This window comes from Ruegeria sp. TASC047 (assembly GCF_059612445.1).
This window is the reverse complement of record NZ_JBXWQP010000029.1, coordinates 685,496-711,717: the sequence shown is the minus strand read 5'-3', so window position 1 is coordinate 711,717 and position 26,222 is coordinate 685,496. Positions and strand designations below refer to the sequence as shown.

Below are 26,222 nucleotides of genomic sequence, written 5' to 3'. Positions count from 1 at the left end.
GGAGCGCTGCATGCACCATGCACGCAACGCTCCGTAACAGATTCAAACGGCTTCAGCTTTCTTCCGCGCCTTTATAGACACCTTGCTCTTTCAGAGCGTCCATGACCTCTTTCGGCATGTAGGTCTCATCATGTTTGGCAAGAATTTCAGTCGCTTCAAAGACGCCGTTCACGTAACTTCCCGTGCCGATCATTCCCTGATTTTCCGAGAAAAGGTCAGGTAGAACACCTGTGAACGAGACCGGAACGCTTTCGCCGCCATCCGTTACAACAAAACGGATGGTTTCGCCCTGTCCGCGGATGATCGAGCCTTCTTCGACCAAGCCGCCAATCCGAAACACTTCGGTCGGTTTCGGCGGCTCTGCAATCACCTCGCTGGGCGAGCGGAAAAAGTTGATCCCGTCCTGCAATGCCCAACCAATCAACGCAGTTGCCGCCACCAAGGCAACAACTGCCACCAGAATGACTTGTACACGCCGACGTTTCTTGAGCGTTTTCATACCATCCTCACGGGAAAAGCGGGGCCATCATCAGGCCCAGAGTTTCATCTTCACCTAACATCAGGTTCGCGTTCTGCAAGGCTTGCCCACTGCTACCTTTTGTCAGGTTATCCAGCGCTGCAATCACAATTGCGCGCCGCTCAATCCGATCCGCCACAACACCGATGTGACAGAAATTCGACCCCCGCACATGGTGGGTCGAAGGGGTCTCACCCATCGGCAGCATCTGGATGAACGGCTCATCCGCATAGGCTTTGGCAAGCGTTTCGTAGATGCTGTGCGGGTCACCCTTCACATAGGTTGTGGCCAGAATTCCCCTGTTTGCAGGAATAAGGTGAGGCGTGAACTGCACATGCACAGCCCGACCGGCAAGTTTCGAAAACTCCTGATCGAACTCGCCAAGATGCCTGTGTGTCCCTCCGACGGAATAGGCATTGCTGCCTTCGCTCAGTTCAGCGTGCAGCAGGTTTTCCTTCAGTGACCGCCCTGCCCCTGATACGGCGCATTTCAGATCAAGAACGATATCGTCCAGATCAATGACCCCGGCAGATATCAGTGGCCGCAGAACATATTGGCCGGTCGCCGCATTGCACCCGGTACCCGCAACAAGCCGTGCCCCCTTGATGTCTTCGCGGTAGAACTCGGTGAGACCATAAATCGCCTCTTCCTGCTGTTTTAGCGCGATATGCGGATTGCCGTACCATTTTTCGTACTCGTCGGGGTCTGCCAGCCGGAAGTCTGCTGACAGGTCAATGATTTTCAGGTCTTTCGGCAAGTCCCGGATCACTTCCTGACTGGTTTTGTGCGGCAAGGCGCAAAAACACAGGTCGACCTGCGCAAAGTCGATCTCGGAGATTTTGCACAGATCCGGCAGATCCATGTGGCGCAGATGCGGGAAGACCTGCGCCATGGTCATGCCAGCCTTACGTTCGGCGGCCAGCGCGACGATATCCATGTTCGGGTGCTCGGCGATCAGCCGCACCAGTTCAGCGCCGGTATAGCCCGAAGCGCCCAGAATTGCGATTTTATGGGTCATGTCAGACCTCTTTCACTTGAGTGTCACATGTTTCGACCGCCGATGCGACGGCCTTGAAATAAGGGAAGCAGAGCGGCTGCGTCCTTGACCTAAGTCAGGCAGCCTGGAACGTGATTTGTCGTCGGAGGAATTGCGTCGCCCGGTCGCTGACAACATTGGGTTTGCCTGTTGTCAGGAAACCACTTGGGCCCTCGCCCAACATGGTGGGATGACGTTGCAGGTAATCTGCCAGACTGTCAGCAACAAGCGCACCCTGGCTGTAAACCTGCACATCTTCACCCAACGCCGCCTGAAATGCTTCGGCCATCAACGGGTAATGCGTGCAGCCCAGAATAGCGGCCTGAGGTTCCGGCATCTTGCGTTTCAGCGCATCCACATGGCTGCGCACCAAGGCTTCGGCCAGGATCATGTCGCCGTCTTCTATGGCATCCACAACGCCGCCACAGGCTTGTGCCTCGACATCCACACCGATGGCCCGGAATGCCAGTTCACGCTGAAAGGCCCGGCTGGACACGGTGGCAGGCGTTGCAAACAACGCCACATGTTTGACGGCCACTTCGCGCGGCGGAGAATTGTCGCCCCATTGCCGTTCGGTCAGCGCCTCGATCAACGGGACAAAAACGCCAAGAACGCGTTTGCCGCTGGGCACGCCCTCTTCCTGCATGCGCCGCAACGCTGCGGCGCTGGCCGTGTTGCAGGCCAGAATCACCAGATTGCAGCCACGCGACCACAGATCCTGAACCGCCTTGCGGGTCAGCTGATAGATATCCTCGGCATCACGCACACCGTATGGCGCGTGTGCACTATCTGCAAAATACAGGAAATCAACGTCCGGCAGACGTTGCTGCGCGGCACTCAGGACGGTCAGACCGCCCAAACCGGAATCGAAGATACCTACTGCCATTAGATCCTTCAGGCGCGATGCCGTTCCTCAAACTCATAGCCGTAGTCATAAGACTTCAACGGCGTTGGAGACAGCTCATACGTGGCTTTGCGCAGGAAATCCATCATCTTGCGCGTATCCTTGCTGAACGGGTCCAGAATGTCACGGCGTATCGGCTCTCCGATCACGACTTTCACCGGTGTATCAACGCGTTTTTTGAACTCTTTGATCAGCAAGCCCATGCGCAAAGTACTGTGCAGATGGCTGGCGATCTGAAACAGACGAGACGTGTGGCCATCAAAGAAAACCGGGACAACTGTGGCATTCGATTTGGCCACCATCCGCGCGGTAAACCCGCGCCAACCCGGATCCATGGGGTGGGAAAACGGCTTAACCCCGGTGCTGACCGTCCCGCCGGGAAAAATGCCGATCGCCCCGCCTTCGCCCAGATAGGTGAGTGCGGTTTTGCGGGTCTCAAGGTTCAGCTGCATCGCCTCTTTCGTTTCATCAAACGAAATTGGCAGAATGATGCGATTCAGGTCTTCGGCCTTGCGAAACACCCGATGGGCCAGAAGGCGGAAATCACCCCGTGTCTCGGACAGGATATGTCCCATCATCAGGCCATCCAGAATTCCGTAGGGATGATTGGCAATCAGGATCAGAGGGCCGTCTTTCGGAATACTCGAAAGCGATCCCCCCGACACGTCCAGTGTCAGCCCATAACGTTCAACCATCACGGCCCAAAAGTCGCGCCCATTGGCAACGTCTTTCTCGTACCCGTCCGCACGTTTGATCAGGCGCATACGGCCTGTGGTGTTCTCCATCAGCTTGATGACCATCCGCCCGCCTTTGGTTTCGGCGGAATGCGCGTAGGAAATGTCGCGAACGGCATGACGACGAGAAGGCATATGGGTCTCCGGTTTGCTGCCTGCAAAATAAGTGCAAGTAACAATTTTGCCTAGTTATCGTGACACGCTTGTGACGTTTTATTCTGCCGCGGCCTGCAACCCTGCCCCTCCGCCGCGAATGACGGCCAGCAATTCCTCGCGCCGCTTGGCTGCTTTGGCCTCGTTCTCGCGCAATACCGGGCCAAATCCACGGATATCCAGCGGCAAACGGGCCAGGGCAGCAATCGCATCGCGCGTGGTCTGCGACACAAGCGGCAGAACTTCGCGCATGTCCTTTTCATATTGACGGATCAACGCACGCTCCATCCTGCGTTCCGACGAATAGCCGAAGATATCCAGCGGCGTACCGCGCAGCGCCTTCAACCGGGTCAAAAGCTTCAATGGGCCAATGACCGACTCCCCGAAAGCACGTTTGCGCGGTCTGCCGTTGCTGCCCGATCCCCCCAAAAAGGGCGGAGCCAGATGGAATGTCATCTTGAAATCGCCATCGAACTCAGCAGCCGCTTTGTCACGGCTTGTCAGAAGAAGGCGCGCGACTTCGTATTCATCCTTGTAGGACAACAGCTTGTGATAGCCTTTTGCCACCGCTTCGCGGATATCCGCATCCTCAACACTGTCGACCAGCTTGCGATACCGCTTGGCCAGCCGCGCACTTTGGTAGTCGGTCAGATGGCTTGCGCGGAATTCGATCTTCTGATCCAGCGATTTGGGCATCTCGGTTACGGTCGGGGACAGAATGGACTGTACCTCTGCCGGATGAAGAACCGCCCAACGCCCGATATCAAACGCACGCTTGTTCCGTTCAATCGTAGTTCCGTTCAATTCGATGGCATCAAAGATCGCCTGATGGCTGACGGGCAACAACCCGCGCTGCCAGGCCGCGCCAAAGATCATCATGTTGGAATAGATCGAGTCGCCCATCACGGCGCGTGCCAACTCGGTCGCGTCAAACAGCGAGACATCTTCTTTCAGTCGTGCTTGAAGAGCCAGTTCCAATTGATCGGCGGGAATGCGGAACTCGGTATTGCGCGTAAAGTCGCCTGTAACCGTCTCATGGCTGTTCACAACGGCGCCTGTACGGCCAGTGCGGGTCAGGCCCAATGTTTTGGCTCCGGCGGATACCACCAGATCACCGCCGATCAGCGCATGGGCTTCGCCGGTTGCGACACGGATGGCGCTGATGTCTTCGGGTGCGTTGGCCAGACGGCAATGGATGTGGACCGCGCCGCCCTTCTGCGCCAAGCCCGCCATTTCCATCATGCCCGCGCCTTTGCCGTCAATCTGGGCAGCTTGCGCAAGGATCGCACCCAGCGTGACAACACCGGTTCCCCCGACACCCGTGATCACCACGTTATGCGTACCGCTGATCTTGGGCAGCACCGGCATCGGTAGATCGGGCAAGTCGATTTCGGTTTTTGCCTCTTTGCGGATCTTCGCCCCCTCAAGCGTAACGAAGGAAGGGCAAAAGCCGTTCAGGCAGGAATAATCCTTGTTGCAGCTTGACTGATCGATGGCGCGCTTGCGCCCGAGTTCTGTTTCTTTGGGAACGATCGACACACAGTTCGATTGCACCCCGCAATCGCCGCAGCCCTCGCAAACATCGGTATTGATGAAGACGCGCTTGTCCGGGTCCGGGAACGTGCCGCGTTTGCGGCGGCGGCGCTTCTCGGCCGCACAGGTCTGAACGTAGACAATGACCGAAACACCCTCGATCTCGCGGAACTTCTCCTGCACCTGCATCAGTTCCGCACGCTCGAACGTCTGAACACTCGACGGCAGAGCCTTGAAGTTCACGTCTTCCTTTTCGTCATAGACCAGAGCAACCTCACGGACACCCATGGCTTTGACTTCGGCAACGATCCGTTCTGCGGTCAGATCGCCTTCATTCTCCTGCCCGCCCGTCATGGCGACGGCATCGTTGAACAGGATCTTGAAGGTGATGTTCGTGCCTGCAGACAACGCCGCGCGGATCGCTTGAACGCCCGAGTGGTTATAGGTGCCATCGCCAAGGTTCTGGAACACATGTTTGGTGGTCGAAAACGGGGCCTCACCGATCCAGTTCGCGCCTTCACCGCCCATCTGGGTAAAGCCCGTGGTGTTCCGGTCCATCCACTGAACCATGTAATGACAACCGATCCCTGCATAGGCACGGCTGCCATCCGGGACTTTGGTCGAACTGTTATGCGGGCAGCCCGAGCAGAAGTACGGAAGCCGCGTTGCAATTTCCTGCGCATTGTCGGCTCGGCGTGCCTCGGACAAAGAGGCCAGCCCGGCCCGAATACCATCGGTTTCACGCCCTTCTTCGATCAGGATCTCACCCAGCTTTTCGGCAATCATGATCGGGTCCAGCGCGCCGCGGGTCGGGAACAGTTCATCGCGGTGCAACGTACCGGCACCGCCTTTGTACCAGCCATATACCCGGCGGCCGCGACGGTCGTCAAAGATAGCCTCTTTGACCTGAACCTCGATTAGTTTGCGCTTTTCCTCGACAATCACGATCAGGTCCAGCCCTTCGGCCCAGTCGTGGAACCCGACCATGTCCAGCGGGAAGGTCTGCCCCACCTTGTAGGTCGTGATCCCCAGCCGTTCGGCTTCGGATTCATTGATATTCAAAAGCGACAGCGCATGGGTCAGGTCCAGCCAGTTCTTGCCCGCCGCAACAAACCCGATCTTTGCACCCGGTTTGCCCCATATCCGCTTGTCCAGCTTGTTGGCATGCGAAAACGTCTCGGCTGCAAACCTTTTGTAATCGATGACGCGCGTTTCTTGCAGGTGCGGCGTGTCCCCAAGGCGGATATTCAAACCGCCTTCCGGCATATCGAAATCAGGTACGACGACCTGCATTCGGTCGGGGCGACCATCCACAACCGAGGTAACCTCGATTGTGTCCTTCATGGTCTTTAGCCCGACCCAAACCCCGGCAAAACGGCTGAGCGCAAAGCCGTAAACTCCGTAGTCGAGGATTTCCTGCACACCCGCCGGGCTGACGACAGGCATATACATATCTACCAGTGACCATTCGGACTGATGCAACACGGTCGAACTTTCGCCGGTATGGTCATCACCCATCGCCATAAGCACACCGCCATGCTTGGCGGTTCCGGCCATATTCGCGTGGCGCATGACATCACCGGACCGGTCTACGCCCGGCCCCTTGCCGTACCAAAGCCCAAAAACCCCATCGAACTTGCCGTCGCCGCGCAAGCCGGCCTGTTGGCTGCCCCACAGCGCCGTTGCCGCCAGATCTTCGTTCAATCCGAACTGAAACGTAACATCGCTTTCGGACAACTGCCTTTGCGCCCGCATCATCTGCTGATCAACAGCGCCAAGTGGCGAGCCACGATATCCAGTCACCAGCCCCGCCGTGTTCAGTCCCGCCTGCCGGTCTCTGGCCTTTTGCATCAGCATCAACCGGACAAGCGCCTGTGTTCCGTTCAGAAGAACGGGACTTTTCTCAAGATCGAACCGGTCGTTTAACGTAATCTGTGGCTGACTCATCAGACGTCTCCCCTCGCCAGATCAGTGTGCATGTTCGTAGTGCATTTTAGGTCACAATTTCTGACCTGTATAGGCTTTATGCACTGAACCGTAACGTTTTCGGCCTTTGATTGTAGAACTTGTTACCTGTTTCATATAGGCGTTCGAAAAGATAACGAAAGTTGCGGCGATGGATTGGGACAAGCTTAGAATATTTCACGCGGTGGCCGATGCAGGCAGCCTTACACATGCCGGGGACAAGCTCAATTTGTCTCAATCCGCCGTAAGCAGACAGATCCGTGCGCTGGAAGAGTCATTGGATGCAACCCTTTTTCACCGTCACGCCCGGGGGCTGATTCTCACCGAACAGGGTGAGCTGTTGTTCGACGCCACATCCGCCATGTCAAAACGGCTGGACGCAGCTGCCGCACGCATTCGCGACAGTGAAGAAGAGGTCTTTGGCGTTCTTCGGGTCACGACGACCTTTGGGTTCGGCACACTGTGGCTCGCGCCGCGCCTGCCCAAGCTTTATGAACAATATCCTGATCTGAACATCGACCTGATGCTGGAAGAACGTGTTCTGGACCTTCCCATGCGAGAAGCGGATGTCGCCATTCGCATGAAGGAACCCAGCCAGGCAGATCTTGTGCGAAAACGCCTGATGACGGTTCAGATGGCGCTTTACGCGACGCACAACTACATCGAAGCCCATGGCGGAATGCTGAAATCTCTGGAGGATATTCAAAATCACCGGCTGATCTGTCAAACACCCGCGGCACCCCAGGTGGGCGCCAGCGCGGCAATGGTACGCCACCTTATGACCTACAATCCCGCATCCCTGTTGACTGTAAACAACTACTTCGGCGTCCTTCAGGGAGTGTTGCACAATCTCGGTATTGGGGTTCTGCCAGATTACGTCACGCAGGATTTCCCGCATCTTGTGCCGGTTCTGTCGGATGTCGAAACCGCTGACGTGCCGGTCTATCTGGCTTATCCCGAAGAACTCCGACACTCCAAACGTGTCGGTGCGTTCCGCGACTTTGTGCAGGACGAGATCATCGCGCAACGCAAACAGCTGAAAAAGATGGGAAAACTTTAGCTATGCACAAATAGCATAGCGGGCATGAGGACATTTCAGGGTTAAATTCCTTGAACGTTTACAAACTGACCCCTAAATGAGCACTCGAAGGCGGTGATGCTGAAACGCTCATCATCTTCATACCTCCCTGTTGGACTATGGCCGAGCTTATTGCTCGGCCTTTTTTTTGCTCAAAGCATTGTATTAAGTCAGCGAAAGCTCTGGGAAAAATAGACGCATGGGCATATGATCCCCAAAAAAAACGATACAATTTCGTGTTCGAGGGAAAATCCATGTTCCACCCATTCCGCCTTATGTTGGCGATTGTCTGCGCTTTATTTTTGGCGGTTCCGCTTTTTGCGCAAGATACCGGCTCAACTTCTTCAGTGACCATTCCAGACGATCTAACACCTGAGCAGGTCGATGGTCTGGTTGCCCGCATGTCAGATGACCAGGTGCGCGCCATTCTGTTAGAGCGCCTTGATGCAGTCGCCGAAAAGCAGGCTGCCGAGAAGGCGAACGTGGAAGACCCGCTGACCGAAATCAGTGAGATATGGGCCGAGATGGTCTCTTCCTGGACACATGTTCTGACCACGCTTCCCAATATTGTCACGGCACAGATAACTGCGTTTGGCAATTTCAGCGACACGTTTGGTACGTCCGGCGTCCTTACCCTGTTTGGGCTTATTCTTTCTGTGTTGATTGCTGGCTTAATAGCCGAGAAACTGTTCATTTTCCTGACCCGCCGCTGGCATGAAGCGACCGAAGTTGGTGAAGAGGCCGATCTCAGGGGTGCTGTCAGTTACCTGTTCCGCAGGTTCTGTCGCGAAATTGCCGGATTGATCGTATTCTATGTTGTCATTCGCGCGATTGGTCGCGGGCTTCTGACACCGGAACAGATCACCTATGCCGCTCCGTTTGTTTTCTATTTGATCTGGATTCCACGCCTGGGGGCTGCGGCCTCACGTTTTGTTCTGGCACCGGAGAAGCCCAAATATCGGTTGGTGAGTATTGACGACCATTGGGCAAAGTATCTGCATCGCAATCTGATCGGGCTGTTAATCCTGATCGGGTTCACACTGTTTGTTGTGCGATTCAACGCCCTAAATGGTATCACAGGGGACGACACACGCATCGCCTTCTGGCTGAATGCGGCAATCCATGTCTATATCGCCGTCATCGCTTGGACCGCGCGCGACGGGTTGTCTCAGATGATGCTGGGAACAGACCCGGACCGCACAAAATTCGATGAAGAAGTCGCGCATTATTACCCCTACTTCGCCATTGGCGTTTCGGTGACAATATGGCTGCTGGTCGAATTCCTGGTCGCACAACGCGATCCATCGACGCTCAGATTGCTTGGAGGTGGTGCGCATTTCACAACCATGTTCTGGTTGCTGATTGCCCCTGCCCTCGACACTTTGATCCGCGGGCTGGTGCGCCACTTGCAGCCGCCAATGTCAGGCGAAGGCCCGCTGGCCGAACGCGCTCATCGCGCGGCCAAGCGCAGCTATATCCGGATTGGGCGGGTTATTGCGGGTTTGGTCGTGGTTTTCATGATCGCCCGCACGTGGCATCTGGACCTGCGCAATGTCGCCTCGGCCGGTGTTAGTGCCGAAGTTGGCGGCGCTGTCATTGAATTCCTTCTGATCATCGCTGTCGGCTATATCCTGAACGAGGTCGTCTCGCTATGGATCAATCGTCGGCTGGCCAAGGAACAGACCGCAGCTGAGGCAGTCGACGAGGAAGCCGGCGGTGAAGGCGGCGGTGCCGGAGGCTCTCGTCTGGCGACGGTCCTGCCGCTGATGCGGATTACGGCCCAAGTCACAATTTCGGTAATCTTTGGCCTGCTGGCCTTGGGTGCGCTGGGTATCAACATCACACCGCTTCTGGCCGGTGCCGGTGTTCTGGGTCTGGCCATCGGCTTTGGTGCTCAGAAACTGGTGGCGGATATCGTCGGTGGTGTTTTCTTTCTGGTCGATGATGCCTTCCGCGTCGGCGAATATGTCGATGTGGGCGGAACCACCGGAACGGTCGAAAAAATCTCGATCCGTTCAATGCAACTGCGTCATCACAGGGGGCCTGTGCACACAATCCCTTATGGTGAAATCCAGAAGCTGACGAATTACAGCCGTGACTGGGTGATCATGAAGCTGAAGTTCACCGTGCCCTTCGATACCGATCCCAACAAGGTCAAGAAAATCTTCAAGAAGATCGGGGCCGAAATGATGGAGGACGAAACCCACAAAGAAGGCTTCCTGCAACCCTTCAAGTCTCAGGGTGTGTTCGACTTTGATGATGTGGGCATGATCATTCGCGGTAAATTCATGGCCAAACCGGGCAAGCAATTCACATTGCGCAAGGAAATCTTCAACAAGGTCAAGGCCGAGTTCAAGGCCAACGGCATCGACTTTGCCCGCCGCGAGGTGCGCGTTGCAATCCCCGGGCTGGATGAGGTCGAGCATCTGACGCCCGAACAGAAGACTGCTGTTGGCGCCGCAGCTGCTGCCGAGGTCAACAAAGACCAGGGATCGGCGTAACCTTCGGGGTTTACGCCTGCGATTTGCAGCAGGACTGCTGTGCGGTTTTTCGGAACCGGCCGTGATGCCGGTTCCGTTTTTCTTTGAAAGACGCGACCTGCGCCGACTTGACCCTTTCCACACGCGCGTGCTTGCCCTACAAGGCGCGCAATCTCGGCCCACTTGGACACAGGACAGAAGATGCAAGAGCCCGCCATCACACCCGATCTGATTGCCGCACATGGGCTCAAGCCCGAGGAATACGACATGATCCTCGAGATCATCGGGCGTGAACCGACCTTTACCGAGCTTGGCATTTTCTCGGCTATGTGGAACGAACATTGTTCTTACAAGTCGTCGAAGAAGTGGTTGCGCACTCTTCCGACCTCGGGACCTCAGGTCATTTGCGGACCGGGCGAGAATGCCGGTGTCGTGGATATCGGCGACGGTCAGGCCGTTGTTTTCAAGATGGAAAGTCACAATCACCCGTCTTACATCGAGCCCTATCAGGGCGCGGCAACGGGTGTCGGCGGCATCCTTCGGGACGTGTTCACCATGGGTGCGCGCCCGATCGCTTCGATGAACGCGCTGTCCTTCGGTGAACCCGGCCACCACAAAACCCGCCAGTTGGTTAACGGCGTGGTCGAAGGCATTGGCGGCTATGGCAACTGTTTCGGTGTGCCTTGCGTTGGGGGCGAGGTCCGCTTTCACCCGGCTTACAACGGCAACTGCCTTGTGAACGCCTTTGCCGCCGGTTTGGCCGACAGTGACAAGATTTTCTACTCTGCCGCGTCGGGCGTGGGCATGCCTGTGGTTTATCTGGGTGCCAAGACCGGACGCGACGGTGTTGGCGGCGCGACGATGGCCTCGGCCGAGTTTGACGACACCATCGAGGAAAAACGCCCTACTGTTCAGGTGGGTGATCCCTTCACCGAAAAACGCCTGATGGAAGCAACGCTTGAGCTGATGCAGACCGGTGCCGTGATCTCGATTCAAGACATGGGTGCTGCGGGCCTGACCTGTTCCGCCGTTGAGATGGGCGATAAGGGCGGTCTGGGCGTACGTCTGGATCTGGAAAACGTCCCCCAACGCGAAGAGAACATGACAGCCTATGAGATGATGCTGTCCGAATCTCAGGAACGCATGCTGATGGTTCTCAAACCCGAACTTGAGGCCGAGGCCCGCGCCGTGTTCGAAAAATGGGATCTCGATTTCGCAATCGTTGGCGAAACCATTGCCGAAGACCGCTTCCTGATCATGCACAACGGTGAGGTCAAGGCCGATCTCGTCCTGTCCAAACTGTCTTCGACCGCGCCCGAATATGATCGCCCTTGGGTGCCGACGCCCGAAGCCGAGGAGCTGGCCGAAGTGCCTCAGATCGATCCGATTGACGGCCTGCGCGCCCTGCTATCGTCGCCCAACTACGCGGGCAAGCAGTGGGTTTATGAGCAATACGACACGATGGTGATGGCGGATACAAACCGGACACCGGGCCTGGGTGCGGGTATGGTGCGCGTGCACGGCACCGACAAGGTGCTGGCGTTTACCTCTGACGTGACCCCGCGCTATGTCCGCGCCAACCCGGTTGAAGGCGGCAAACAGGCGGTGGCCGAAGCCTACCGTAACCTGACGGCTGTTGGGGCAAAACCGTTGGCTACCACCGACAACCTGAACTTCGGCAACCCGGAAAAGCCCGAAATCATGGGCCAGTTTGTTGGCGCCGTTCAGGGCATCGGCGCCGCAGTCGGCGCGCTGGATATGCCGATCGTGTCCGGCAACGTGTCGCTGTATAATGAAACCGACGGTCAGGCGATCCTGCCCACCCCAACAATCGGCGCTGTCGGGCTGCTGAACCACAGCGATGAAATCATCGGCAACGAGGTGCGGGAGGGTCACGTGGCTTTGGTGATCGGTGAAACCAAAGGCCATCTGGGTCAGTCAGCCCTTCTGGCCGAAGTCTTCAACCGAGAAGATGGCGACGCGCCGCATGTGAATCTGGACGCTGAAAAACGCAACGGTGATTTCATTCGCGCCAATCGTGGAATGATCAAGGCCTGCACAGACCTGAGTGATGGCGGCCTTGCGCTGGCGGCCTTCGAACTTGCCGAGGCCGCCGGGGTTGGCGTGTGCCTGGATGATGCACCGACGGATTTCCTGTTCGGGGAAGATCAGGCGCGGTATCTGGTCGCGTGCAACTTTGATCAGGCCGAGGCGTTGATGATCGCGGCGGGTCAGGCAGGTGTGCCGCTGGTCTCGGTTGGCCGTTTCACCGGCGATACGATCAGGATCGGCGGCTCGGAGGCCTCGTTAGAAGACTTGACGGCCATTTTCCGCAACAGTTTTGCCGACGCCGTCGCCTGATCAGGCTGAATAAAACTTGCTCGAAACCTGCGCCCTGAATAAGCGCAGGTTTCGTCGTTTTGGCGCATTCATGTGCACTTGCGCGCCCGGTTCAGGCACTCTACATCTTTGGAAAGACCTTCAGGAGTTACCTACATGCCGATGAGCGCCCATCAAATCGAACACCTGCTGCGAGAAGCTTTTCCTGACGCGGATATTCAGGTCGGCGGCAACGACGGTGTTCATATGTCCGCCATGGTGGTGGACGAGAGCTTTCGCGGCAAAAACCGGGTGCAGCAGCAACGCGCGGTTTATGCCGCGCTGAAAGGCAAGATGGATGGCCCAGATGGTGAGCTGCACGCGCTGGCGCTGACGACGAAAGTACCTGAGTGAGTGCAACCGTCTGGATATACGGCATTTGTGGACTGATTGCCTTTGTCGGCAGCGCCTTTATTGTCAGATCGGCAATGAAAAATACGCGCTCCGACAAAATTCGGGGCGTGAAACCTGGTCACGGAGACCAATTGATAGACCACGGAACCGTGTTGGGAGGCGGCGGTGGTCATGTAACCGTGTCTCGGGTCACCAGAGACCCACAGGCCTACGCCAAAGCGATGGTTCCCAAAAAATGAGTTCATGGCAGGTTTGGATATCAGCAATCGCAGCTTTGATAGTTGCCGCCGCAGTGATCGAAGCCTATGTGAAGCGGAACAGAAAACGCAACCTCGCCGACATGCGTCCAGATCCGGGTGAACTCAGCAAAGTGGGCGGCCTTGAGAGATACGGGCTTGATCCGGTGAAAATGGCGCAGGCCGAACACCGGCGGCTTGAAACGGAAGGATGGGCACCCAGTTTGCCCAGTGATGGAACAATCCCCGCAGATGCGGATGAAAAGGAAAAACAAGATGACCGACGTTAAGACCCAGATCGACGAAACCGTCAAAGCCAACGATGTGGTGCTGTATATGAAAGGCACCAAGGAAATGCCGCAATGCGGGTTCTCCTCGCGCGTGGCCGGGGTGTTGAACTACATGGGCGTTGAATACACGGATGTGAACGTTCTGGCCGACGAAGAAGTGCGTCAGGGGATCAAGGATTATTCCGACTGGCCGACCGTGCCCCAGCTTTATGTCAAAGGCGAGTTTGTTGGCGGCTGCGATATCATCACCGAGATGACGCTGTCGGGTGAACTGGATGCGTTGTTCGATGAAAACAACGTCGGCTACAACAAGGAAGCAGCCGACAAAATTCGCGAAGCAAACGCGTAATCCAGCCTAACGGCTGGAACAACCCCGGTAGATCTCCTGCTCAACGGCGGCGCCTGCCGCCAAATAGCTTACGGACGCGTCCCACCCTTTCGAGCGCAGGATGTAGGTTCCACCATCACCAATGGATTCGTAGCGGATACCAGACCCGCTTTGGACTTGACGCATCACAACCAGAGAATTGTCTACCAAGGTTGCCGCTGCCCCTGTACTATCCGGCGCGTTGAAATAGGTAACAGGCAGCGGTATTCCGTTTTCACAGGTGAAAGTGACAGACAGAATATCGATTTCGGCCAGTGCCGTTGTCGCGGGCGTAACCAGCGCCGCCGCACAGATGAATTTGCGCAGGAACCTCATCGTGCCTTTTTCTCCTCAACTACTGCGGCCAGCGCTTCGGCCCGTGCAGCCAGTTCGGCCAGCGTATCCGTAACGGATGGCGGAACCACGGCAACTTCGATGCGCTCAGGTTCGGGCGCCGGGGCGCTTCGCAGCGCCTGAAGCTCGGCTTCGGCTGCGGCCAGTTTCCCTTCGAGCGATTTGACCTTGTCCTCTGTCGCCGCAGTCTTGTCGGCCAGCATCAATCCGGCCATCAGCAACATGCGGGATTCCGGCATACGACCGATCTGATCGGACAGTACCTGTGCCTCGTCGTCCAACACTTTGGCAGCAGCGTGCAGAAAGGGCTCTTCCCCGTCCCGGCAGGATACGTCAAAACCGCGCCCGCCGATATGAATGGTCACTTCGGGCATTACTCTACCTCACCTTCAACAAGTTTCGCCTGCGACAGCAGAGGTTCCAACCTTGCAAGAACAGCCTGCGCTTCAGCAGCGTCTGACGCCTGCGCCGCGCGCGTTGCTTCCAGTTCCGCAACGGTGGCCCGGTTCAGCAGCTCGGCATCTGCGACACCTTCGGCGGCGGCGGCGCGCAATTCGTCTATCGCAGTGCGCAACTGCTCGTTTGCCTTGCGCATCCGTTGCAGATCGTCGTCCAGCCGCGACATTGCAGCGCCGTGGCTGGTCCGTTCAGCGCGCAGCATCTCAAGCTCGGCGCTCAGGTCGTCGACGCGGACAGTGTCTGACAGTTCTTCCTTTAGACGGCTGTTTTCCGCCTTCAGCGCCTCCAGCTCGGTGCTATTGTCCAATGCGGCCTTGGCTTCGGCCAATTCAGCGCGCGCGGCTTCGACCGATGCGATTTTCGCACGGGCTTCTTCCAGCTCGGATCGCAGAGCGTCTGTTTCGGCTGTATCGGCCGGAGCGGTTCGCAACTCCTCAAGATCGGCACGCAACCCGTCCACTTCCTGTTCGTGCTGTTCCTTCAGGGTTCTCAGACGTTCCTGAAGCTGCGCGTTCGCAACTTTTTCATCTTCAAGCGCTGCCTGGAGGCCGTCATCTGGCCGGGCATCTACGGTCGCACCGCCCAATGCGTCGACGCCCGCTCCGATACGGTCCATCGCCGCAATAATGCGGTGCTGTAATTCCTCAAGTTGGCTCATGCCCCTGTCACCTCTTTATCAAGGTTCATTCTGTTGCGAAGCGATCCGAATCAAAATCGAATCCCGCCTGCCGCCAGTCTAACGGAATGCGACAGAAAATACCCACTGTTTGCTTTCAACCACTTGGGCCGCGCACTTCAAGCAATCCAAGCGGATAAACCCCGGTTCTGCTTGCACTTTGAGTGCTGAGTGGTATTGAGCCCGCAATCTGCTTTTTATCCAAAGGAACAACGCCCGTGGACCTGACTGCGCTGCGCAATGCCAACCCCGAACACTGGGACAAAGCTGCGGCCATCCGCACATTGACCCTTGATGCCGTCGCCGCTGCAAACTCCGGACATTCCGGTATGCCCATGGGCATGGCTGATGTCGCCACCGTCCTGTTCGAAAAGCATCTGAAGTTTGACGCCTCGGCCCCGAACTGGCCGGATCGCGACCGCTTCATCCTGTCCGCCGGCCATGGTTCGATGCTGGTCTATTCGCTGCTGTACCTTACGGGATATGCAGACGTGACGCTGGAGGAGATCAAGAATTTCCGCCAGTTGGGCGCAAAAACCGCAGGCCACCCCGAGAACTTTCTAGTCGCTGGCGTTGAGACCACGACCGGCCCGCTGGGTCAGGGTATCTCGAACGCCGTGGGCTTTGCGATAGCCGAAGAAATCCAGCGTGCACATTATGGCAAGAAGGTTGTTGACCACTATACCTATGTCATCGCGGGCGACGGTTGCCTTATGGAAGGCGTAAGCCAGGAGGCAATCACGCTGGCCGGCCGTCACGAGCTGAGCAAGCTGATCGTCTTCTGGGATAACAACAACATCACCATCGACGGCACCGTCGACATCGCGGACCGCACCGATCAGGTTCGTCGCTTTGCGGCCTCGGGCTGGCATGTGATCGAAATCGACGGTCATGACCCCAAGGCCATCGACGCGGCCATCGTTCAGGCGAAGAAGTCGAACAAGCCGACCATGATCGCGTGCGAAACCCACATCGCTTTGGGCCACGCGGCTCAGGACACGTCAAAGGGGCACGGTGCGCTGACCGATCCGGATCAGCTGAAGGCTGCCAAGAAGGCCTATGGCTGGGCGCATGATGCATTTGACGTGCCTGCCAATGTCAAATCCGCATGGGAAGCCATCGGTGCGCGTGGCGCTGCCGAGCGTGCGGAATGGGAAGCGCGTTTCGCACAACTGTCCGAGCGTAAGCAGGCTGAGTTCACCCGCGCCTATGCGTTCGAGGCCCCCAAGCGACTGGCTGGCGCCATTCGTGCCTTCAAAAAGCAGATGTCCGAAGACCAGCCGAAACTGGCCACCCGTTCGTCGTCGGAGAAGGTCCTGAACGTTGTGAACCCGATCATGACCGAAACCGTTGGTGGTTCGGCGGACCTGACCGGATCGAACAACACCAAATCGGCCGATATGGGTGTATTCCTTCCGGATAACCGCAAGGGTCGCTACATCCATTACGGTATCCGTGAACACGGCATGGCGGCCGCGATGAACGGTATGGCGCTGCATGGTGGTATCCGCCCCTATGGCGGTACATTTATGGCCTTCACAGATTATGCCCGCCCGTCCATGCGTCTGGCCGCGCTGATGAAGATCCCCAGCGTCTTTGTGATGACCCATGACTCGATCGGTCTGGGCGAAGATGGCCCGACCCACCAGCCGGTTGAACATCTGGCGATTTCGCGCGCGACACCGAACACTTTTGTGTTCCGCCCCGCTGACACCATTGAAACCGCCGAGGCATGGGAACTGGCGCTGACCTTCAAGGAAAGCCCCTCGGTCCTGTCGCTGACCCGTCAGGGTGTTCCAACGGTTCGTACCGAGCACAAGACTAAGAACCTGACCGCACAAGGTGCTTACGTTCTGGCCGAAGCAGAAGGTAAGCGTCAGGCGATCCTGATTGCAACAGGTTCCGAAGTGTCGCTGGCCATGGAAGCCAAAGCGACGCTCGAGGCCGAAGGTATCGGCACCCGCGTCGTCTCGATGCCCTGCATGGAGCTGTTCGCAGAGCAGGACGAAGCCTACCGCAAGCGCGTCCTTCCGGCAGGTCCGGTCCGCGTTGGTATCGAAGCCGCGGTTCGTGCTGGCGGCTGGGATCGTTGGTTGCTGGGTGAACGTGGCCGCGAAGCCAAAGCCGGGTTCATCGGCATGTCCAGCTTTGGTGCCTCGGCCCCTGCCGGTGAGCTGTACAAGCATTTCGGCATCACCTCCGAAGCAACCGTGGCCAAGGTCAAGGAATTGTTGGGGCTGTAAGCTTATACCAGAACAATCAACCAAAGGGCGGCTTCAGCCGCCCTTTTCCGTTTCTTTTCAGTGCGCTTTGGACTTGCCGAACAAAGGCATGATCACCTTGGTGGCCATTGGGATCAAAACCAGTCCCCAGGCTAGGCCCAGAACTCCGTCCATTGTCGCTTTGGCCAGCCATTTCACCGCAGCGGCCCAGTCCTCGGGCGCTGAATACGCAATCGCTTTGGCCCAGTCATAGATCTGATGCTGCAGCCAACCAAAACCAAGCACTTCCAGACCGTGGATGACAATCGAGCCACCGACCCAAAGCATCGCCGCAGTTCCGACGACCGACAAGGTTTTCATCACAGCCGGCATTGCCTTGACCAGACCGCGACCCAAGCCACGACCAACAGGCGTTGGAGCGTTACTCGCCAGATAAAGCCCAACATCATCCATCTTCACGATCAACGCCACCGAGCCATAAACCGCCACAGTCACGCCAATCCCCACAACGGCCAAAGTTGCGGCCTGCATCCAAAGGTTTGGCGCTTCGATCGCCGCCAGTGCAATGGTCATAATCTCGGCTGAGAGGATAAAATCAGTTTTGATCGCGCCCTTGACCTTCTGCTCTTCCAGATGGCCCGGATCCCGGTTTTTCATGTCTTCCCCTATGACGTGACTTCCATGAGGAAACAGAACGTGAAAAATCTTCTCGGCGCCTTCAAAACACAAATATGATCCACCCAGCATCAACAGTGGGGTGATCAGCCACGGGGCGAAATTGGCCAGCAGCAAGGCTACCGGCAACAGGAGTATGATTTTGTTGAAAACCGAACCGCGCGCAATACGCCAGATGATCGGCAATTCGCGCGCCGGGGCAAAGCCTTGAACGTATTTTGGTGTTACCGCAGCGTCGTCAATGATCACACCGGCCGTCTTGGCCCCTGCCTTGCCCGCCGCGGCCACGACATCGTCCACCGATGTCGCCGCGACCTTGGCGATCCCGGCCACATCGTCCAACAAGGCCAAAAGACCACTCATTGTGTTTCCTTTCCCAATCACTGCCGCATCTGGACCCTACCTGATCCAACGGCTAGCGCAAGCGTTAGCGCAACCGTCGCAGGTTTGCGCTAACACCCTAAAAATATGCCGTTTTTGCCCTTTTGAGATTCCCATTTCGCCGCTATATGGCCCTCAACGCAAGCGCATCAGGAGACGTCACATGACCATCAAGGTCGGTATCAATGGTTTTGGCCGTATTGGCCGCTGCACCCTGTCGCACATCGCCGCGTCGGGGCGTAACGACATCGAAGTGATCAAAGTCAACGCAACCGGCCCATTGGAAACCTCTGCGCATCTGCTGAAATATGACAGCGTTCACGGTCGGTTCCCGCGCGAAGTTTCGATCGAAGGCAACACAATGGATCTGGGCCGTGGCCCGATGCAGATGTTTTCGACCTACGATATGAATGAACTGGACTGGGAAGGCTGTGACGTCGTTCTGGAGTGCACCGGTAAATTCAATGACGGCAACAAGGCCAAAACACATCTGGATCGCGGTGCAGGTAAGGTGCTGTTGTCCGCCCCCGGCAAGAACGTGAACAAAACCATCGTTTTTGGTGTGAACCACAACACCCTGACCGCGAACGACAACATGGTGTCGAACGGTTCCTGCACCACGAACTGCCTAGCCCCGCTGGCCAAGGTGCTGGACGAGGGCGTCGGCATCGAACACGGTATCATGACCACCATTCACGCCTATACCGGCGACCAGCCCACGCTGGACCGTCGTCACAGCGACCTCTATCGCGCCCGCGCTGCCGCAATGTCGATGATCCCAACCTCAACCGGTGCTGCCAAAGCTTTGGGTGAAGTTCTTCCAAACCTGAAAGGCCGTCTGGACGGGTCTGCCATCCGGGTCCCTACCCCAAACGTTTCAGCGGTTGACCTGACCTTCCGCGCGTCGCGTGACACCTCGGTGGCCGAGATCAACGCAATCGTCGAAGAAGCAGCTAAAGGCCCGATGCAGCGTGTTCTGGGATATGAGCCCGCACCGCTGGTATCAACCGATTTCAACCACACCGAAGAAAGCTCGATCTTCGCACCCGATCAGACCCGTGTCGTCGATGATCGCATGGTGCGCGTGCTGGCCTGGTATGACAACGAGTGGGGTTTCTCGGTTCGCATGGCAGACGTAGCCGTCGCCATGGGACGCCTTAACTGACCCTTCGGACTTCGCTTGTACGTTGATGCCCGCTCAGGTTATCTGGGCGGGCATTTTCGTTCGGAACCGACATGAACAATCAAATTGCCATCTGGCTTGGCGTCCTTCTGCTTGGGGGCATGATGCTGGACGTAGCCTTGTATGGAACCGAGCACATGTTGTTCCTCGGTAAGAAGCTATACGACTTTCTGGACTGGCTCGCTTTTTGGCGATGACAGAGGTTTTTCTTGACATTTCGCTTGATCTGTAATTGTTAGCGCTAACTCATATGGCTGAGATATTTGTACGGAGCGAACCATGACCCTGAAACTAGCGATCAACGGATTTGGACGGATCGGGCGCGGGGTTCTGCGCGCGGTGATGGAAAGCGGGCGTACAGACGTTGAGATCGTCGCGATCAACGACTTGGGCAAGCCCGACATGAACGCGCATCTGTTCGAGTTTGACAGCGTTCATGGCCGTTATCCCAACCCTGTCACGCTTACAGACGCCGGTCTGGATGTGGGGCGCGGCCCGATCCGCCTGAGCAGTGAGCGCAATCCCGAAGACCTGCCCTGGTCTGATATCGACGTTGTTCTGGAATGCACCGGGGTTTTCCGCACACGCGAAGCGGCTGAACGTCACTTCAAGAACGGATCACGGAAAGTCCTAATCTCAGCCCCTGCACGGGGTGACGGCGGTGTGAAAACCATCGTCTTTGGTGTCAACGATAGCGAGTTGACGGCCGAAGATCTGGTCGTTTCGAACGCATCCTGCACCACGAATTGCCTTTCTCCGGTTGCCGCAGCTCTGGACGCAGGTCTTGGTATCAAACATGGCAACATGACCACCGTTCACGCTTACACCGCCAGCCAGCCTGTGCATGACACAGTTGGAAAAGACCCCTACCTGTCGCGCGCCGCTGGACTGTCGATGATCCCCACCACAACCGGTGCAGCCGCCGCTGTGGGGCTGGTACTGCCGCAACTCAAGGGCAAACTGACGGGTCAGGCCATCCGGGTACCCACCCCGAACGTTTCGGTCGTTGATCTGGTTGCCGAGGTTTCGCGCCCAACGACCGAAGATGAGGTCAATCAACTGTTCATTGATGCCGCGGCAAAGATCCCCGGTGTTCTGGCCGCGGAAAGCCGTCCTCTGGTCTCGGTCGATTTCAACCACGACTCGCACAGCTCGACGGTGTCACTGGCAGAAACCAAAGTCACCGACGGTACGCTGGTTCGCGTGCTGGCCTGGTATGACAACGAATGGGGCTTTTCGAACCGGATGCTGGATACGGCCGCCGCGATGGGCGCCCTAGCCTAACCGCACACGCAGTGCGGCATTGACACGGGGCGTGACGAATTTCGACACGTCTCCGTTCAAGCGGGCAATTTCTTTCACCAGTTTTGAAGCAATCGCCTGATGGCGTGCCTCGGCCATCAAAAAGACAGTCTCGATCGAGTCGTCCAGTGCGCGGTTCATACCAACCATCTGGAACTCATACTCGAAATCCGCGACAGCGCGCAAACCGCGGACGATGATCTGCGCACCGACATCCCTTGCGCAATCGATCAATAGATTTTCGAAGGGATGAGCGATAATTTCAGTGCCGGTTTGTTCAGTCAGTTCGGCGCATTCGGCCTCGATCATCGCGACGCGCTCTTCCAGCGAGAACAAGGGGCCTTTGTCCCGGTTGATAGCGACGCCAATGACCAGTTTATCCACCAATGCAGCCGCCCGGCGAATGATATCGATGTGCCCTATGGTGATAGGGTCAAAGGTTCCCGGATACAAGCCAACCCGCATCACACCCTCCTGCGCAATAAAATTTCTGCGCAAGCAAACACAACTTTGCTGCAGGTGCAAGTGATTGCTTTGGCACCCCTTGCTGTTAGTGCCCCATTATCATGCCTTCCAAGGCGTCCTTTTCCATCGCCAGTTCGGCCAGTTGGGCCTTTACCACGTCACCAAGTGTGACGATGCCGATCAGTTTACCGTCTTCGACAACCGGCATATGGCGAAAGCGCCCTTCTGTCATGCGGGCCATGATATCCTGAACAGAGGCCTGGCGCGTCGTCGTGATCAGGTCCTGCGTCATGTAAGATTTTACAGGTTGGTCGAGACAGCCACTACCGCTGGCGGCAAGCTCGCGAACGATGTCGCGTTCAGACAGAATTCCAATCGCGGTTTCTCCGCCATCGTCAGAAACAACAACCGTCCCGATCCGCTTTTCCGCAAGAATCTTCGAGGCTTCTGAAACTGTCGCCATTGGCGCCACCGTTACAACGCCGTCTGTCGCTTTGGACGTCAGGATAGCCTGTACCAACATGAAGAATTCCTCCGGAATAATAACACTTATTCCAAAGCGTTGCGCGATTGTGGCGACCTGTCAAGCACCGGCATCTGCTTCCAATCGAAGCACTTCCTCGCGAATGCCGCGCGTCAGGGCATCGGCAAAGCGGTTCAACCGTTCGTTGCGCTGATCTCCTTCATGCCGAACCAGATAGAAACTGCGCGTCAGACTCACTTGATCCGTCAGGATTTTCCGAAGTCCCGTATGGAACGGCAACGTAAAGTCATGTGCCACGCAAACGCCAGTTCCCAAACTGACCTGCCGCAATTGCACCGAGACCGAGTTCGATGCAAGCGCGACACGGTCAACCCCAATATCGTTCAGGTAATCCAGTTCGCGGTCAAAGATCATGTCGGGAATGTAACCGATCAACCGGTGCCCCTTGAGGTCAGCGACCGAGTGGATTGGTTCGTGACGTTTCAGATATTCATCGGTCGCGACCATGTGCAGTTTGTAATCACTGATTTTCTTGACCAAAAGCTGCCCTGCGGTTGGCGCGCTGACGGTCACGGCCATATCGGCCTCGCGACGGGACAGGTTGATCACCCTCGGCAGAGCCAGAATCTGAATATCCAGTTCCGGGTTTGAATCACTGATCCTGGCGCAGACCTGGGGCAACAGGTAATTTGCGCTGCCATCTGGCGCGCCAATCCGGATTTGCCCGCTGAGTGATTTCGTGGATCCCGCCACGGCTCCGGCCGCTGCGCGCATCGCCTCTTCTGCATGCAACCCATGCTCCAACAGGCGCTGCCCTGCCGGTGTCAGGACATAGCCCTGCTGCGACTTGGTGAACAACGCAGAATCCAGCGTCGTTTCCAATCGCGCAACACGTCGCCCCACGGTGGCGGGATCGATTTTCAGGATACGACCAGCGGAGGAAAGACTTTCCTCGCGCGCCACGGCCAGAAAGATCCGCATATCGTCCCAGTTTGGAGTCACACCGTTTCCTTTTGCATTTTTGCAAAACTCTTTTGAGACATTGCCTCTGTTCGCGGGATTTCTGCAAGCCTATTGTGTGCACAAATCTATCGGAGGAGTTATTGATGCAAGATCTGACCCATTTCCTGAGCGGCGAAATGGTCGCCGGTACATCCGGTCGTTTCGACAACGTCTACAACCCGGCTACGGGCGAGGTTCAATACAAGTGTCCGATGGCAAGTGCTGCGGAAACCACGGCGGCGATTGAGGCCGCAGCCGCTGCCCAGCTGGAATGGGGCGCAACCAACCCTCAGAAACGTGCACGTGTCATGATGGCAATGGTCGGCCTGATGAACCGCGACATGGACAAACTGGCCGAGGCACTAAGCCGCGAGCACGGCAAGACCATTCCCGATGCCAAGGGCGACTTGCAGCGTGGTCTGGAGGTGATCGAATATTGCATCGGTGCACCGCAGATGCTGAAGGGCGAGTTCACCGACAGCGCAGGCCCCGGCATCGACATGTATTCCATGCGCCAGCCGCTGGGTGTCGTGGGTTCGATCATGCCCTTTAACTTCCCTGCGATGATGCCCCTGTGGCATGTCGGTCCTGCACTGGCCTGCGGTAACGCCGTTGTTCTGAAACCGTCCGAGCGTGACCCCTCGGTTCCGCTGATGCTGGCCGAACTGTTTGTCGAAGCCGGTCTGCCCAAGGGTGTGTTCCAGGTCGTGAATGGTGACAAAGAGGCCGTTGATACGATCCTCGACAGCGAGATCATTCAGGGCGTCAGCTTTGTGGGGTCTACCCCGATCGCTCAGTATATCTACAGCCGTGCCACCGCAAACGGCAAACGCGCCCAGTGTTTTGGTGGTGCCAAGAACCACATGATCGTCATGCCCGACGCCGATCTGGATCAGGCCGCCGACGCGCTGGTCGGTGCCGGGTTTGGCGCAGCAGGCGAACGCTGCATGGCAATCTCTGTTGCGGTTCCGGTTGGTGAAGAAACCGCGGACAAGCTGATCGAAAAGCTGATCCCGCGCGTCGAAAAGCTGAAAGTGGGCCCCTACACCGCTGGTGACGATGTCGACATGGGCCCTGTAGTAACCGCCGCCGCAAAAGAGCGTATCCTTGGCCTGATCAATTCGGGTGTCGAGCAAGGCGCAAAGCTGGTCGTCGATAATCGTGATTTCAGCCTGCAAGGTTATGAGGACGGCTTCTTTGTCGGCCCGCACCTGTTTGACCACGTCACTCCGGATATGGACATCTACAAACAGGAGATCTTTGGCCCGGTTCTGTCGACTGTCCGTGCAGGTTCCTACGAAGAGGCGATCGGCCTGGCGATGGACCACGAATACGGCAACGGCACAGCGATCTTTACCCGCGACGGTGACACAGCGCGTGATTTTGCCAGCCGGATCAATATCGGCATGGTGGGTATCAACGTTCCGATCCCCGTTCCGCTGGCTTATCACACTTTTGGTGGTTGGAAAAAATCCATGTTTGGCGATCTGAACCAGCATGGCCCGGACAGCTTCAAGTTCTACACCCGCACCAAAACAGTAACCGCACGCTGGCCGTCGGGCATCAAGGAAGGTGGCGAGTTCAACTTCAAAGCCATGGACTGATTTCAGCCTGCAAAACTATGGAACCCGGCCCTATTCAGGGCCGGGTTTTTGCATCTTTCCGCCGACCAGCTTTCAAATTCCCCACGTTCACAAGAAATTCAGGTGCGTCACTCTGGAAAATTGCGACCAATGGAAATATCTTTCCGCCAACTACACAACGAGCAGTGAATTTACCGGAGGCACCCTTGTCCCACTCCCGAATAACCCGTCGTTCCGCCCTGCTGGGCGCGGCATCTCTGATGGCAACCCCTGCCCTTGTTCGGGCCCAAAGCACGGACGCGTTTCCGCAAACCGAAGACGAGATCAGCACACAGTTGCCGGTACGGCGCAATGTATCGTCCTTCGCGCAACAAAACTGGCAGGACCATTTTGATGAGTTGGGCGTTGGCTGCCTGTTGGCCGACATTACCAGCCGCGCGGTTCACTATTGGGCGCCGGATGGCACCTATAAGCTATACCCCAGCTCTGTGCCCATGAGCGAAGAACTTACAAAACGCGGCTACACAAAAGTTGTGCGCAAGACCGAATTTCCAAGCTGGACGCCGACCGCCTCGATGCGCGAGCGTGACCCTACTCTGCCGGTGCGGATGGAAGGTGGCGATCCAGGCAACCCGCTGGGAACCCGCGCCATGTATCTGGACTGGCCTGCTTATCTCGTCCACGGCACGCACGACACGCGCAAGATCGGTCGTCAGAGCTCGTCAGGATGCATTGGCCTGTACAACCAACACGTTGAAGAATTGTATCCACTGGTTAAGGTCGGCACACAGGTTCGTTTGGTCTAATTTACCAGCTTAGAAAAGCAAAAGCCCCGGTCATACGCCGGGGCTTTGATTTCTTGAGGAGCAGAGCGTCATTCCGGCAGGATAACAGCGTCAACCACGTGGATCACGCCATTGCTGGCTTCGATATCTGCCTGTATGACCTTGGCGTCATTCACTTTGACGCCGTTTTTGGCATTCACGCTCAGCCGATCACCCTGTACAGTCAGAACCTTCGCGCGCTTGCCAGCTATGTCGCCGGACATCACCTTGGCTGGTACAACATGGTACGTAAGGATTGACACGAGTTGATCTTTGTTCTCCGGCAACAACAACGTTTCCACCGTGCCTTCGGGTAAAGCGGCAAACGCTTCGTCTGTTGGAGCAAAGACGGTGAATGGACCTTTTCCTTTCAGGGTATCTACCAAACCTGCAGCTTGAACTGCGGCAACCAACGTGTTGAACGATCCGGCCGCTACAGCGGTATCAACGATATCCGCAGCCTGCGCCTTGACCGGCATGGCAAATGCAAATGCGGCGGCGGCACCCATAAAAGTACGACGAAACATGGCTGTCTTCTCCTCTCCAGCTTGTTATGGAAAGGGGTACGGGGCTTTCGTCACGCCGG

The 26,222-nt window shown here is 56.9% G+C and carries 25 protein-coding genes; 12 read left to right on the top strand and 13 right to left on the bottom strand.

Features of this window, described 5'->3' with window-relative positions:
• Positions 1–52: 52 nt before the first annotated feature.
• The 5 genes from ccmE to AC2FLO_RS11265 all read right to left on the bottom strand — a co-directional run bounded on the left by ccmE (position 53) and on the right by AC2FLO_RS11265 (position 6,824).
• Positions 53–499 carry a cytochrome c maturation protein CcmE gene (gene ccmE, locus AC2FLO_RS11285; RefSeq protein WP_209504023.1) on the bottom strand — a complete coding sequence of 149 codons (447 nt, stop codon included), beginning with the start codon at positions 497–499 and terminating at the stop codon, positions 53–55.
• Positions 500–506: 7 nt separating this feature from the next.
• Positions 507–1,535, bottom strand: a complete 1,029-nt coding sequence (gene argC, locus AC2FLO_RS11280) for an N-acetyl-gamma-glutamyl-phosphate reductase (protein ID WP_480584115.1) — start codon at positions 1,533–1,535, stop codon at positions 507–509.
• Positions 1,536–1,629: 94 nt separating this feature from the next.
• On the bottom strand, positions 1,630–2,439 hold the full coding sequence (gene murI / locus AC2FLO_RS11275; protein ID WP_209596136.1) for a glutamate racemase: 810 nt from the start codon (positions 2,437–2,439) through the stop codon (positions 1,630–1,632).
• Between the two features lie 8 nt (positions 2,440–2,447).
• The gene (locus AC2FLO_RS11270) at positions 2,448–3,326 is read right to left on the bottom strand and encodes a lysophospholipid acyltransferase family protein (RefSeq protein WP_496751919.1); all 879 of its coding nucleotides are present in this window, start codon (positions 3,324–3,326) and stop codon (positions 2,448–2,450) included.
• A 78-nt stretch (positions 3,327–3,404) separates the two neighbouring features.
• Positions 3,405–6,824, bottom strand: a complete 3,420-nt coding sequence (locus tag AC2FLO_RS11265; RefSeq protein WP_496751921.1) for an indolepyruvate ferredoxin oxidoreductase family protein — start codon at positions 6,822–6,824, stop codon at positions 3,405–3,407.
• Between the two features lie 169 nt (positions 6,825–6,993).
• Here AC2FLO_RS11265 and AC2FLO_RS11260 point away from each other — a divergent pair, with 169 nt between their 5' ends.
• From AC2FLO_RS11260 to grxD, 6 genes are all read left to right on the top strand, one after another.
• Positions 6,994–7,902, top strand: coding sequence for a LysR family transcriptional regulator (locus tag AC2FLO_RS11260; protein WP_480481095.1), 909 nt, complete (start codon positions 6,994–6,996; stop codon positions 7,900–7,902).
• A gap of 272 nt (positions 7,903–8,174) precedes the next feature.
• Positions 8,175–10,421, top strand: a complete 2,247-nt coding sequence (locus tag AC2FLO_RS11255; protein ID WP_496751923.1) for a mechanosensitive ion channel family protein — start codon at positions 8,175–8,177, stop codon at positions 10,419–10,421.
• Between the two features lie 180 nt (positions 10,422–10,601).
• Positions 10,602–12,761: a phosphoribosylformylglycinamidine synthase subunit PurL gene (gene purL, locus AC2FLO_RS11250; RefSeq protein ID WP_496751925.1), complete on the top strand. Its 2,160-nt coding sequence runs from the start codon at positions 10,602–10,604 to the stop codon at positions 12,759–12,761.
• 135 nt (positions 12,762–12,896) lie between these two features.
• Complete coding sequence (locus AC2FLO_RS11245) at positions 12,897–13,133, top strand: BolA/IbaG family iron-sulfur metabolism protein (protein ID WP_267363417.1); 237 nt, start codon at positions 12,897–12,899, stop codon at positions 13,131–13,133.
• Between the two features lie 235 nt (positions 13,134–13,368).
• Positions 13,369–13,659, top strand: coding sequence for a hypothetical protein (locus AC2FLO_RS11240; RefSeq protein WP_496751929.1), 291 nt, complete (start codon positions 13,369–13,371; stop codon positions 13,657–13,659).
• Positions 13,646–14,008: a Grx4 family monothiol glutaredoxin gene (gene grxD / locus AC2FLO_RS11235; RefSeq protein ID WP_209596128.1), complete on the top strand. Its 363-nt coding sequence runs from the start codon at positions 13,646–13,648 to the stop codon at positions 14,006–14,008. Before AC2FLO_RS11240 ends, grxD begins: the two co-directional genes overlap by 14 nt.
• A 6-nt stretch (positions 14,009–14,014) precedes the next feature.
• Here the strand turns inward: grxD and AC2FLO_RS11230 are convergent, their stop codons facing one another.
• From AC2FLO_RS11230 to AC2FLO_RS11220, 3 genes are read right to left on the bottom strand one after another with little or no spacing between them, the layout of a single operon-like run.
• A complete protein-coding gene (locus AC2FLO_RS11230; protein ID WP_480481105.1) occupies positions 14,015–14,362 on the bottom strand; it encodes an MliC family protein in 348 nt (115 codons plus the stop codon).
• Entirely contained in the window at positions 14,359–14,754 is a 396-nt protein-coding gene (locus AC2FLO_RS11225; protein WP_480481107.1) for a cell division protein ZapA, read from the bottom strand. The genes AC2FLO_RS11230 and AC2FLO_RS11225 overlap by 4 nt, the downstream gene beginning before the upstream one ends.
• On the bottom strand, positions 14,754–15,497 hold the full coding sequence (locus tag AC2FLO_RS11220; protein WP_480481109.1) for a coiled-coil domain-containing protein: 744 nt from the start codon (positions 15,495–15,497) through the stop codon (positions 14,754–14,756). The genes AC2FLO_RS11225 and AC2FLO_RS11220 overlap by 1 nt, the downstream gene beginning before the upstream one ends.
• A gap of 236 nt (positions 15,498–15,733) precedes the next feature.
• Here AC2FLO_RS11220 and tkt point away from each other — a divergent pair, with 236 nt between their 5' ends.
• Positions 15,734–17,758 carry a transketolase gene (gene tkt / locus AC2FLO_RS11215; RefSeq protein WP_496751932.1) on the top strand — a complete coding sequence of 675 codons (2,025 nt, stop codon included), beginning with the start codon at positions 15,734–15,736 and terminating at the stop codon, positions 17,756–17,758.
• Between the two features lie 57 nt (positions 17,759–17,815).
• On the opposite strand, the gene AC2FLO_RS11210 is transcribed toward tkt, so the two are convergent.
• Positions 17,816–18,775 carry a DUF808 domain-containing protein gene (locus AC2FLO_RS11210; RefSeq protein WP_496751934.1) on the bottom strand — a complete coding sequence of 320 codons (960 nt, stop codon included), beginning with the start codon at positions 18,773–18,775 and terminating at the stop codon, positions 17,816–17,818.
• A gap of 181 nt (positions 18,776–18,956) precedes the next feature.
• Here AC2FLO_RS11210 and gap (AC2FLO_RS11205) point away from each other — a divergent pair, with 181 nt between their 5' ends.
• The 3 genes from gap (AC2FLO_RS11205) (at position 18,957) to gap (AC2FLO_RS11195) (ending at position 21,260) form a co-directional block, all read left to right on the top strand.
• A complete protein-coding gene (gene gap / locus AC2FLO_RS11205) occupies positions 18,957–19,958 on the top strand; it encodes a type I glyceraldehyde-3-phosphate dehydrogenase (protein WP_267363431.1) in 1,002 nt (333 codons plus the stop codon).
• A 71-nt stretch (positions 19,959–20,029) separates the two neighbouring features.
• Complete coding sequence (locus tag AC2FLO_RS11200) at positions 20,030–20,173, top strand: hypothetical protein (RefSeq protein WP_209596120.1); 144 nt, start codon at positions 20,030–20,032, stop codon at positions 20,171–20,173.
• A gap of 82 nt (positions 20,174–20,255) precedes the next feature.
• Positions 20,256–21,260 carry a type I glyceraldehyde-3-phosphate dehydrogenase gene (gap, locus tag AC2FLO_RS11195; RefSeq protein ID WP_496751936.1) on the top strand — a complete coding sequence of 335 codons (1,005 nt, stop codon included), beginning with the start codon at positions 20,256–20,258 and terminating at the stop codon, positions 21,258–21,260.
• Here gap (AC2FLO_RS11195) and coaD read toward each other — a convergent pair.
• The 3 genes from coaD to AC2FLO_RS11180 form a co-directional block, all read right to left on the bottom strand.
• On the bottom strand, positions 21,252–21,743 hold the full coding sequence (gene coaD / locus AC2FLO_RS11190; RefSeq protein ID WP_496751938.1) for a pantetheine-phosphate adenylyltransferase: 492 nt from the start codon (positions 21,741–21,743) through the stop codon (positions 21,252–21,254). The two genes, gap (AC2FLO_RS11195) and coaD, sit on opposite strands and share 9 nt — an antisense overlap.
• An 85-nt stretch (positions 21,744–21,828) precedes the next feature.
• A complete protein-coding gene (locus tag AC2FLO_RS11185) occupies positions 21,829–22,266 on the bottom strand; it encodes a CBS domain-containing protein (protein WP_267363439.1) in 438 nt (145 codons plus the stop codon).
• Between the two features lie 60 nt (positions 22,267–22,326).
• Positions 22,327–23,208 carry a LysR family transcriptional regulator gene (locus AC2FLO_RS11180; RefSeq protein ID WP_496751988.1) on the bottom strand — a complete coding sequence of 294 codons (882 nt, stop codon included), beginning with the start codon at positions 23,206–23,208 and terminating at the stop codon, positions 22,327–22,329.
• 125 nt (positions 23,209–23,333) lie between these two features.
• Here AC2FLO_RS11180 and AC2FLO_RS11175 point away from each other — a divergent pair, with 125 nt between their 5' ends.
• Positions 23,334–24,833, top strand: a complete 1,500-nt coding sequence (locus AC2FLO_RS11175; protein ID WP_496751940.1) for a CoA-acylating methylmalonate-semialdehyde dehydrogenase — start codon at positions 23,334–23,336, stop codon at positions 24,831–24,833.
• A 239-nt stretch (positions 24,834–25,072) separates the two neighbouring features.
• The gene (locus tag AC2FLO_RS11170) at positions 25,073–25,618 is read left to right on the top strand and encodes a L,D-transpeptidase (RefSeq protein ID WP_496751990.1); all 546 of its coding nucleotides are present in this window, start codon (positions 25,073–25,075) and stop codon (positions 25,616–25,618) included.
• A gap of 68 nt (positions 25,619–25,686) precedes the next feature.
• Here the strand turns inward: AC2FLO_RS11170 and AC2FLO_RS11165 are convergent, their stop codons facing one another.
• Entirely contained in the window at positions 25,687–26,163 is a 477-nt protein-coding gene (locus AC2FLO_RS11165; RefSeq protein WP_480485754.1) for a fasciclin domain-containing protein, read from the bottom strand.
• Positions 26,164–26,222 lie beyond the last annotated feature (59 nt).

Excerpts from the sequence above, each read along its gene's own strand:
- ccmE (WP_209504023.1), bottom strand. The coding sequence starts at position 499 with ATGAAAACGCTCAAGAAACGTCGGCGTGTACAAGTCATTCTGGTGGCA.
- argC (WP_480584115.1), bottom strand. The coding sequence starts at position 1,535 with ATGACCCATAAAATCGCAATTCTGGGCGCTTCGGGCTATACCGGCGCT.
- murI (WP_209596136.1), bottom strand. The coding sequence starts at position 2,439 with ATGGCAGTAGGTATCTTCGATTCCGGTTTGGGCGGTCTGACCGTCCTG.
- AC2FLO_RS11270 (WP_496751919.1), bottom strand. The coding sequence starts at position 3,326 with ATGCCTTCTCGTCGTCATGCCGTTCGCGACATTTCCTACGCGCATTCC.
- AC2FLO_RS11265 (WP_496751921.1), bottom strand. The coding sequence starts at position 6,824 with ATGAGTCAGCCACAGATTACGTTAAACGACCGGTTCGATCTTGAGAAA.
- AC2FLO_RS11260 (WP_480481095.1), top strand. The coding sequence starts at position 6,994 with ATGGATTGGGACAAGCTTAGAATATTTCACGCGGTGGCCGATGCAGGC.
- AC2FLO_RS11255 (WP_496751923.1), top strand. The coding sequence starts at position 8,175 with ATGTTCCACCCATTCCGCCTTATGTTGGCGATTGTCTGCGCTTTATTT.
- purL (WP_496751925.1), top strand. The coding sequence starts at position 10,602 with ATGCAAGAGCCCGCCATCACACCCGATCTGATTGCCGCACATGGGCTC.
- AC2FLO_RS11245 (WP_267363417.1), top strand. The coding sequence starts at position 12,897 with ATGCCGATGAGCGCCCATCAAATCGAACACCTGCTGCGAGAAGCTTTT.
- AC2FLO_RS11240 (WP_496751929.1), top strand. The coding sequence starts at position 13,369 with ATGAGTTCATGGCAGGTTTGGATATCAGCAATCGCAGCTTTGATAGTT.
- grxD (WP_209596128.1), top strand. The coding sequence starts at position 13,646 with ATGACCGACGTTAAGACCCAGATCGACGAAACCGTCAAAGCCAACGAT.
- AC2FLO_RS11230 (WP_480481105.1), bottom strand. The coding sequence starts at position 14,362 with ATGAGGTTCCTGCGCAAATTCATCTGTGCGGCGGCGCTGGTTACGCCC.
- AC2FLO_RS11225 (WP_480481107.1), bottom strand. The coding sequence starts at position 14,754 with ATGCCCGAAGTGACCATTCATATCGGCGGGCGCGGTTTTGACGTATCC.
- AC2FLO_RS11220 (WP_480481109.1), bottom strand. The coding sequence starts at position 15,497 with ATGAGCCAACTTGAGGAATTACAGCACCGCATTATTGCGGCGATGGAC.
- AC2FLO_RS11210 (WP_496751934.1), bottom strand. The coding sequence starts at position 18,775 with ATGAGTGGTCTTTTGGCCTTGTTGGACGATGTGGCCGGGATCGCCAAG.
- gap (WP_267363431.1), top strand. The coding sequence starts at position 18,957 with ATGACCATCAAGGTCGGTATCAATGGTTTTGGCCGTATTGGCCGCTGC.
- AC2FLO_RS11200 (WP_209596120.1), top strand. The coding sequence starts at position 20,030 with ATGAACAATCAAATTGCCATCTGGCTTGGCGTCCTTCTGCTTGGGGGC.
- gap (WP_496751936.1), top strand. The coding sequence starts at position 20,256 with ATGACCCTGAAACTAGCGATCAACGGATTTGGACGGATCGGGCGCGGG.
- coaD (WP_496751938.1), bottom strand. The coding sequence starts at position 21,743 with ATGCGGGTTGGCTTGTATCCGGGAACCTTTGACCCTATCACCATAGGG.
- AC2FLO_RS11185 (WP_267363439.1), bottom strand. The coding sequence starts at position 22,266 with ATGTTGGTACAGGCTATCCTGACGTCCAAAGCGACAGACGGCGTTGTA.
- AC2FLO_RS11180 (WP_496751988.1), bottom strand. The coding sequence starts at position 23,208 with ATGCGGATCTTTCTGGCCGTGGCGCGCGAGGAAAGTCTTTCCTCCGCT.
- AC2FLO_RS11175 (WP_496751940.1), top strand. The coding sequence starts at position 23,334 with ATGCAAGATCTGACCCATTTCCTGAGCGGCGAAATGGTCGCCGGTACA.
- AC2FLO_RS11170 (WP_496751990.1), top strand. The coding sequence starts at position 25,073 with ATGGCAACCCCTGCCCTTGTTCGGGCCCAAAGCACGGACGCGTTTCCG.
- AC2FLO_RS11165 (WP_480485754.1), bottom strand. The coding sequence starts at position 26,163 with ATGTTTCGTCGTACTTTTATGGGTGCCGCCGCCGCATTTGCATTTGCC.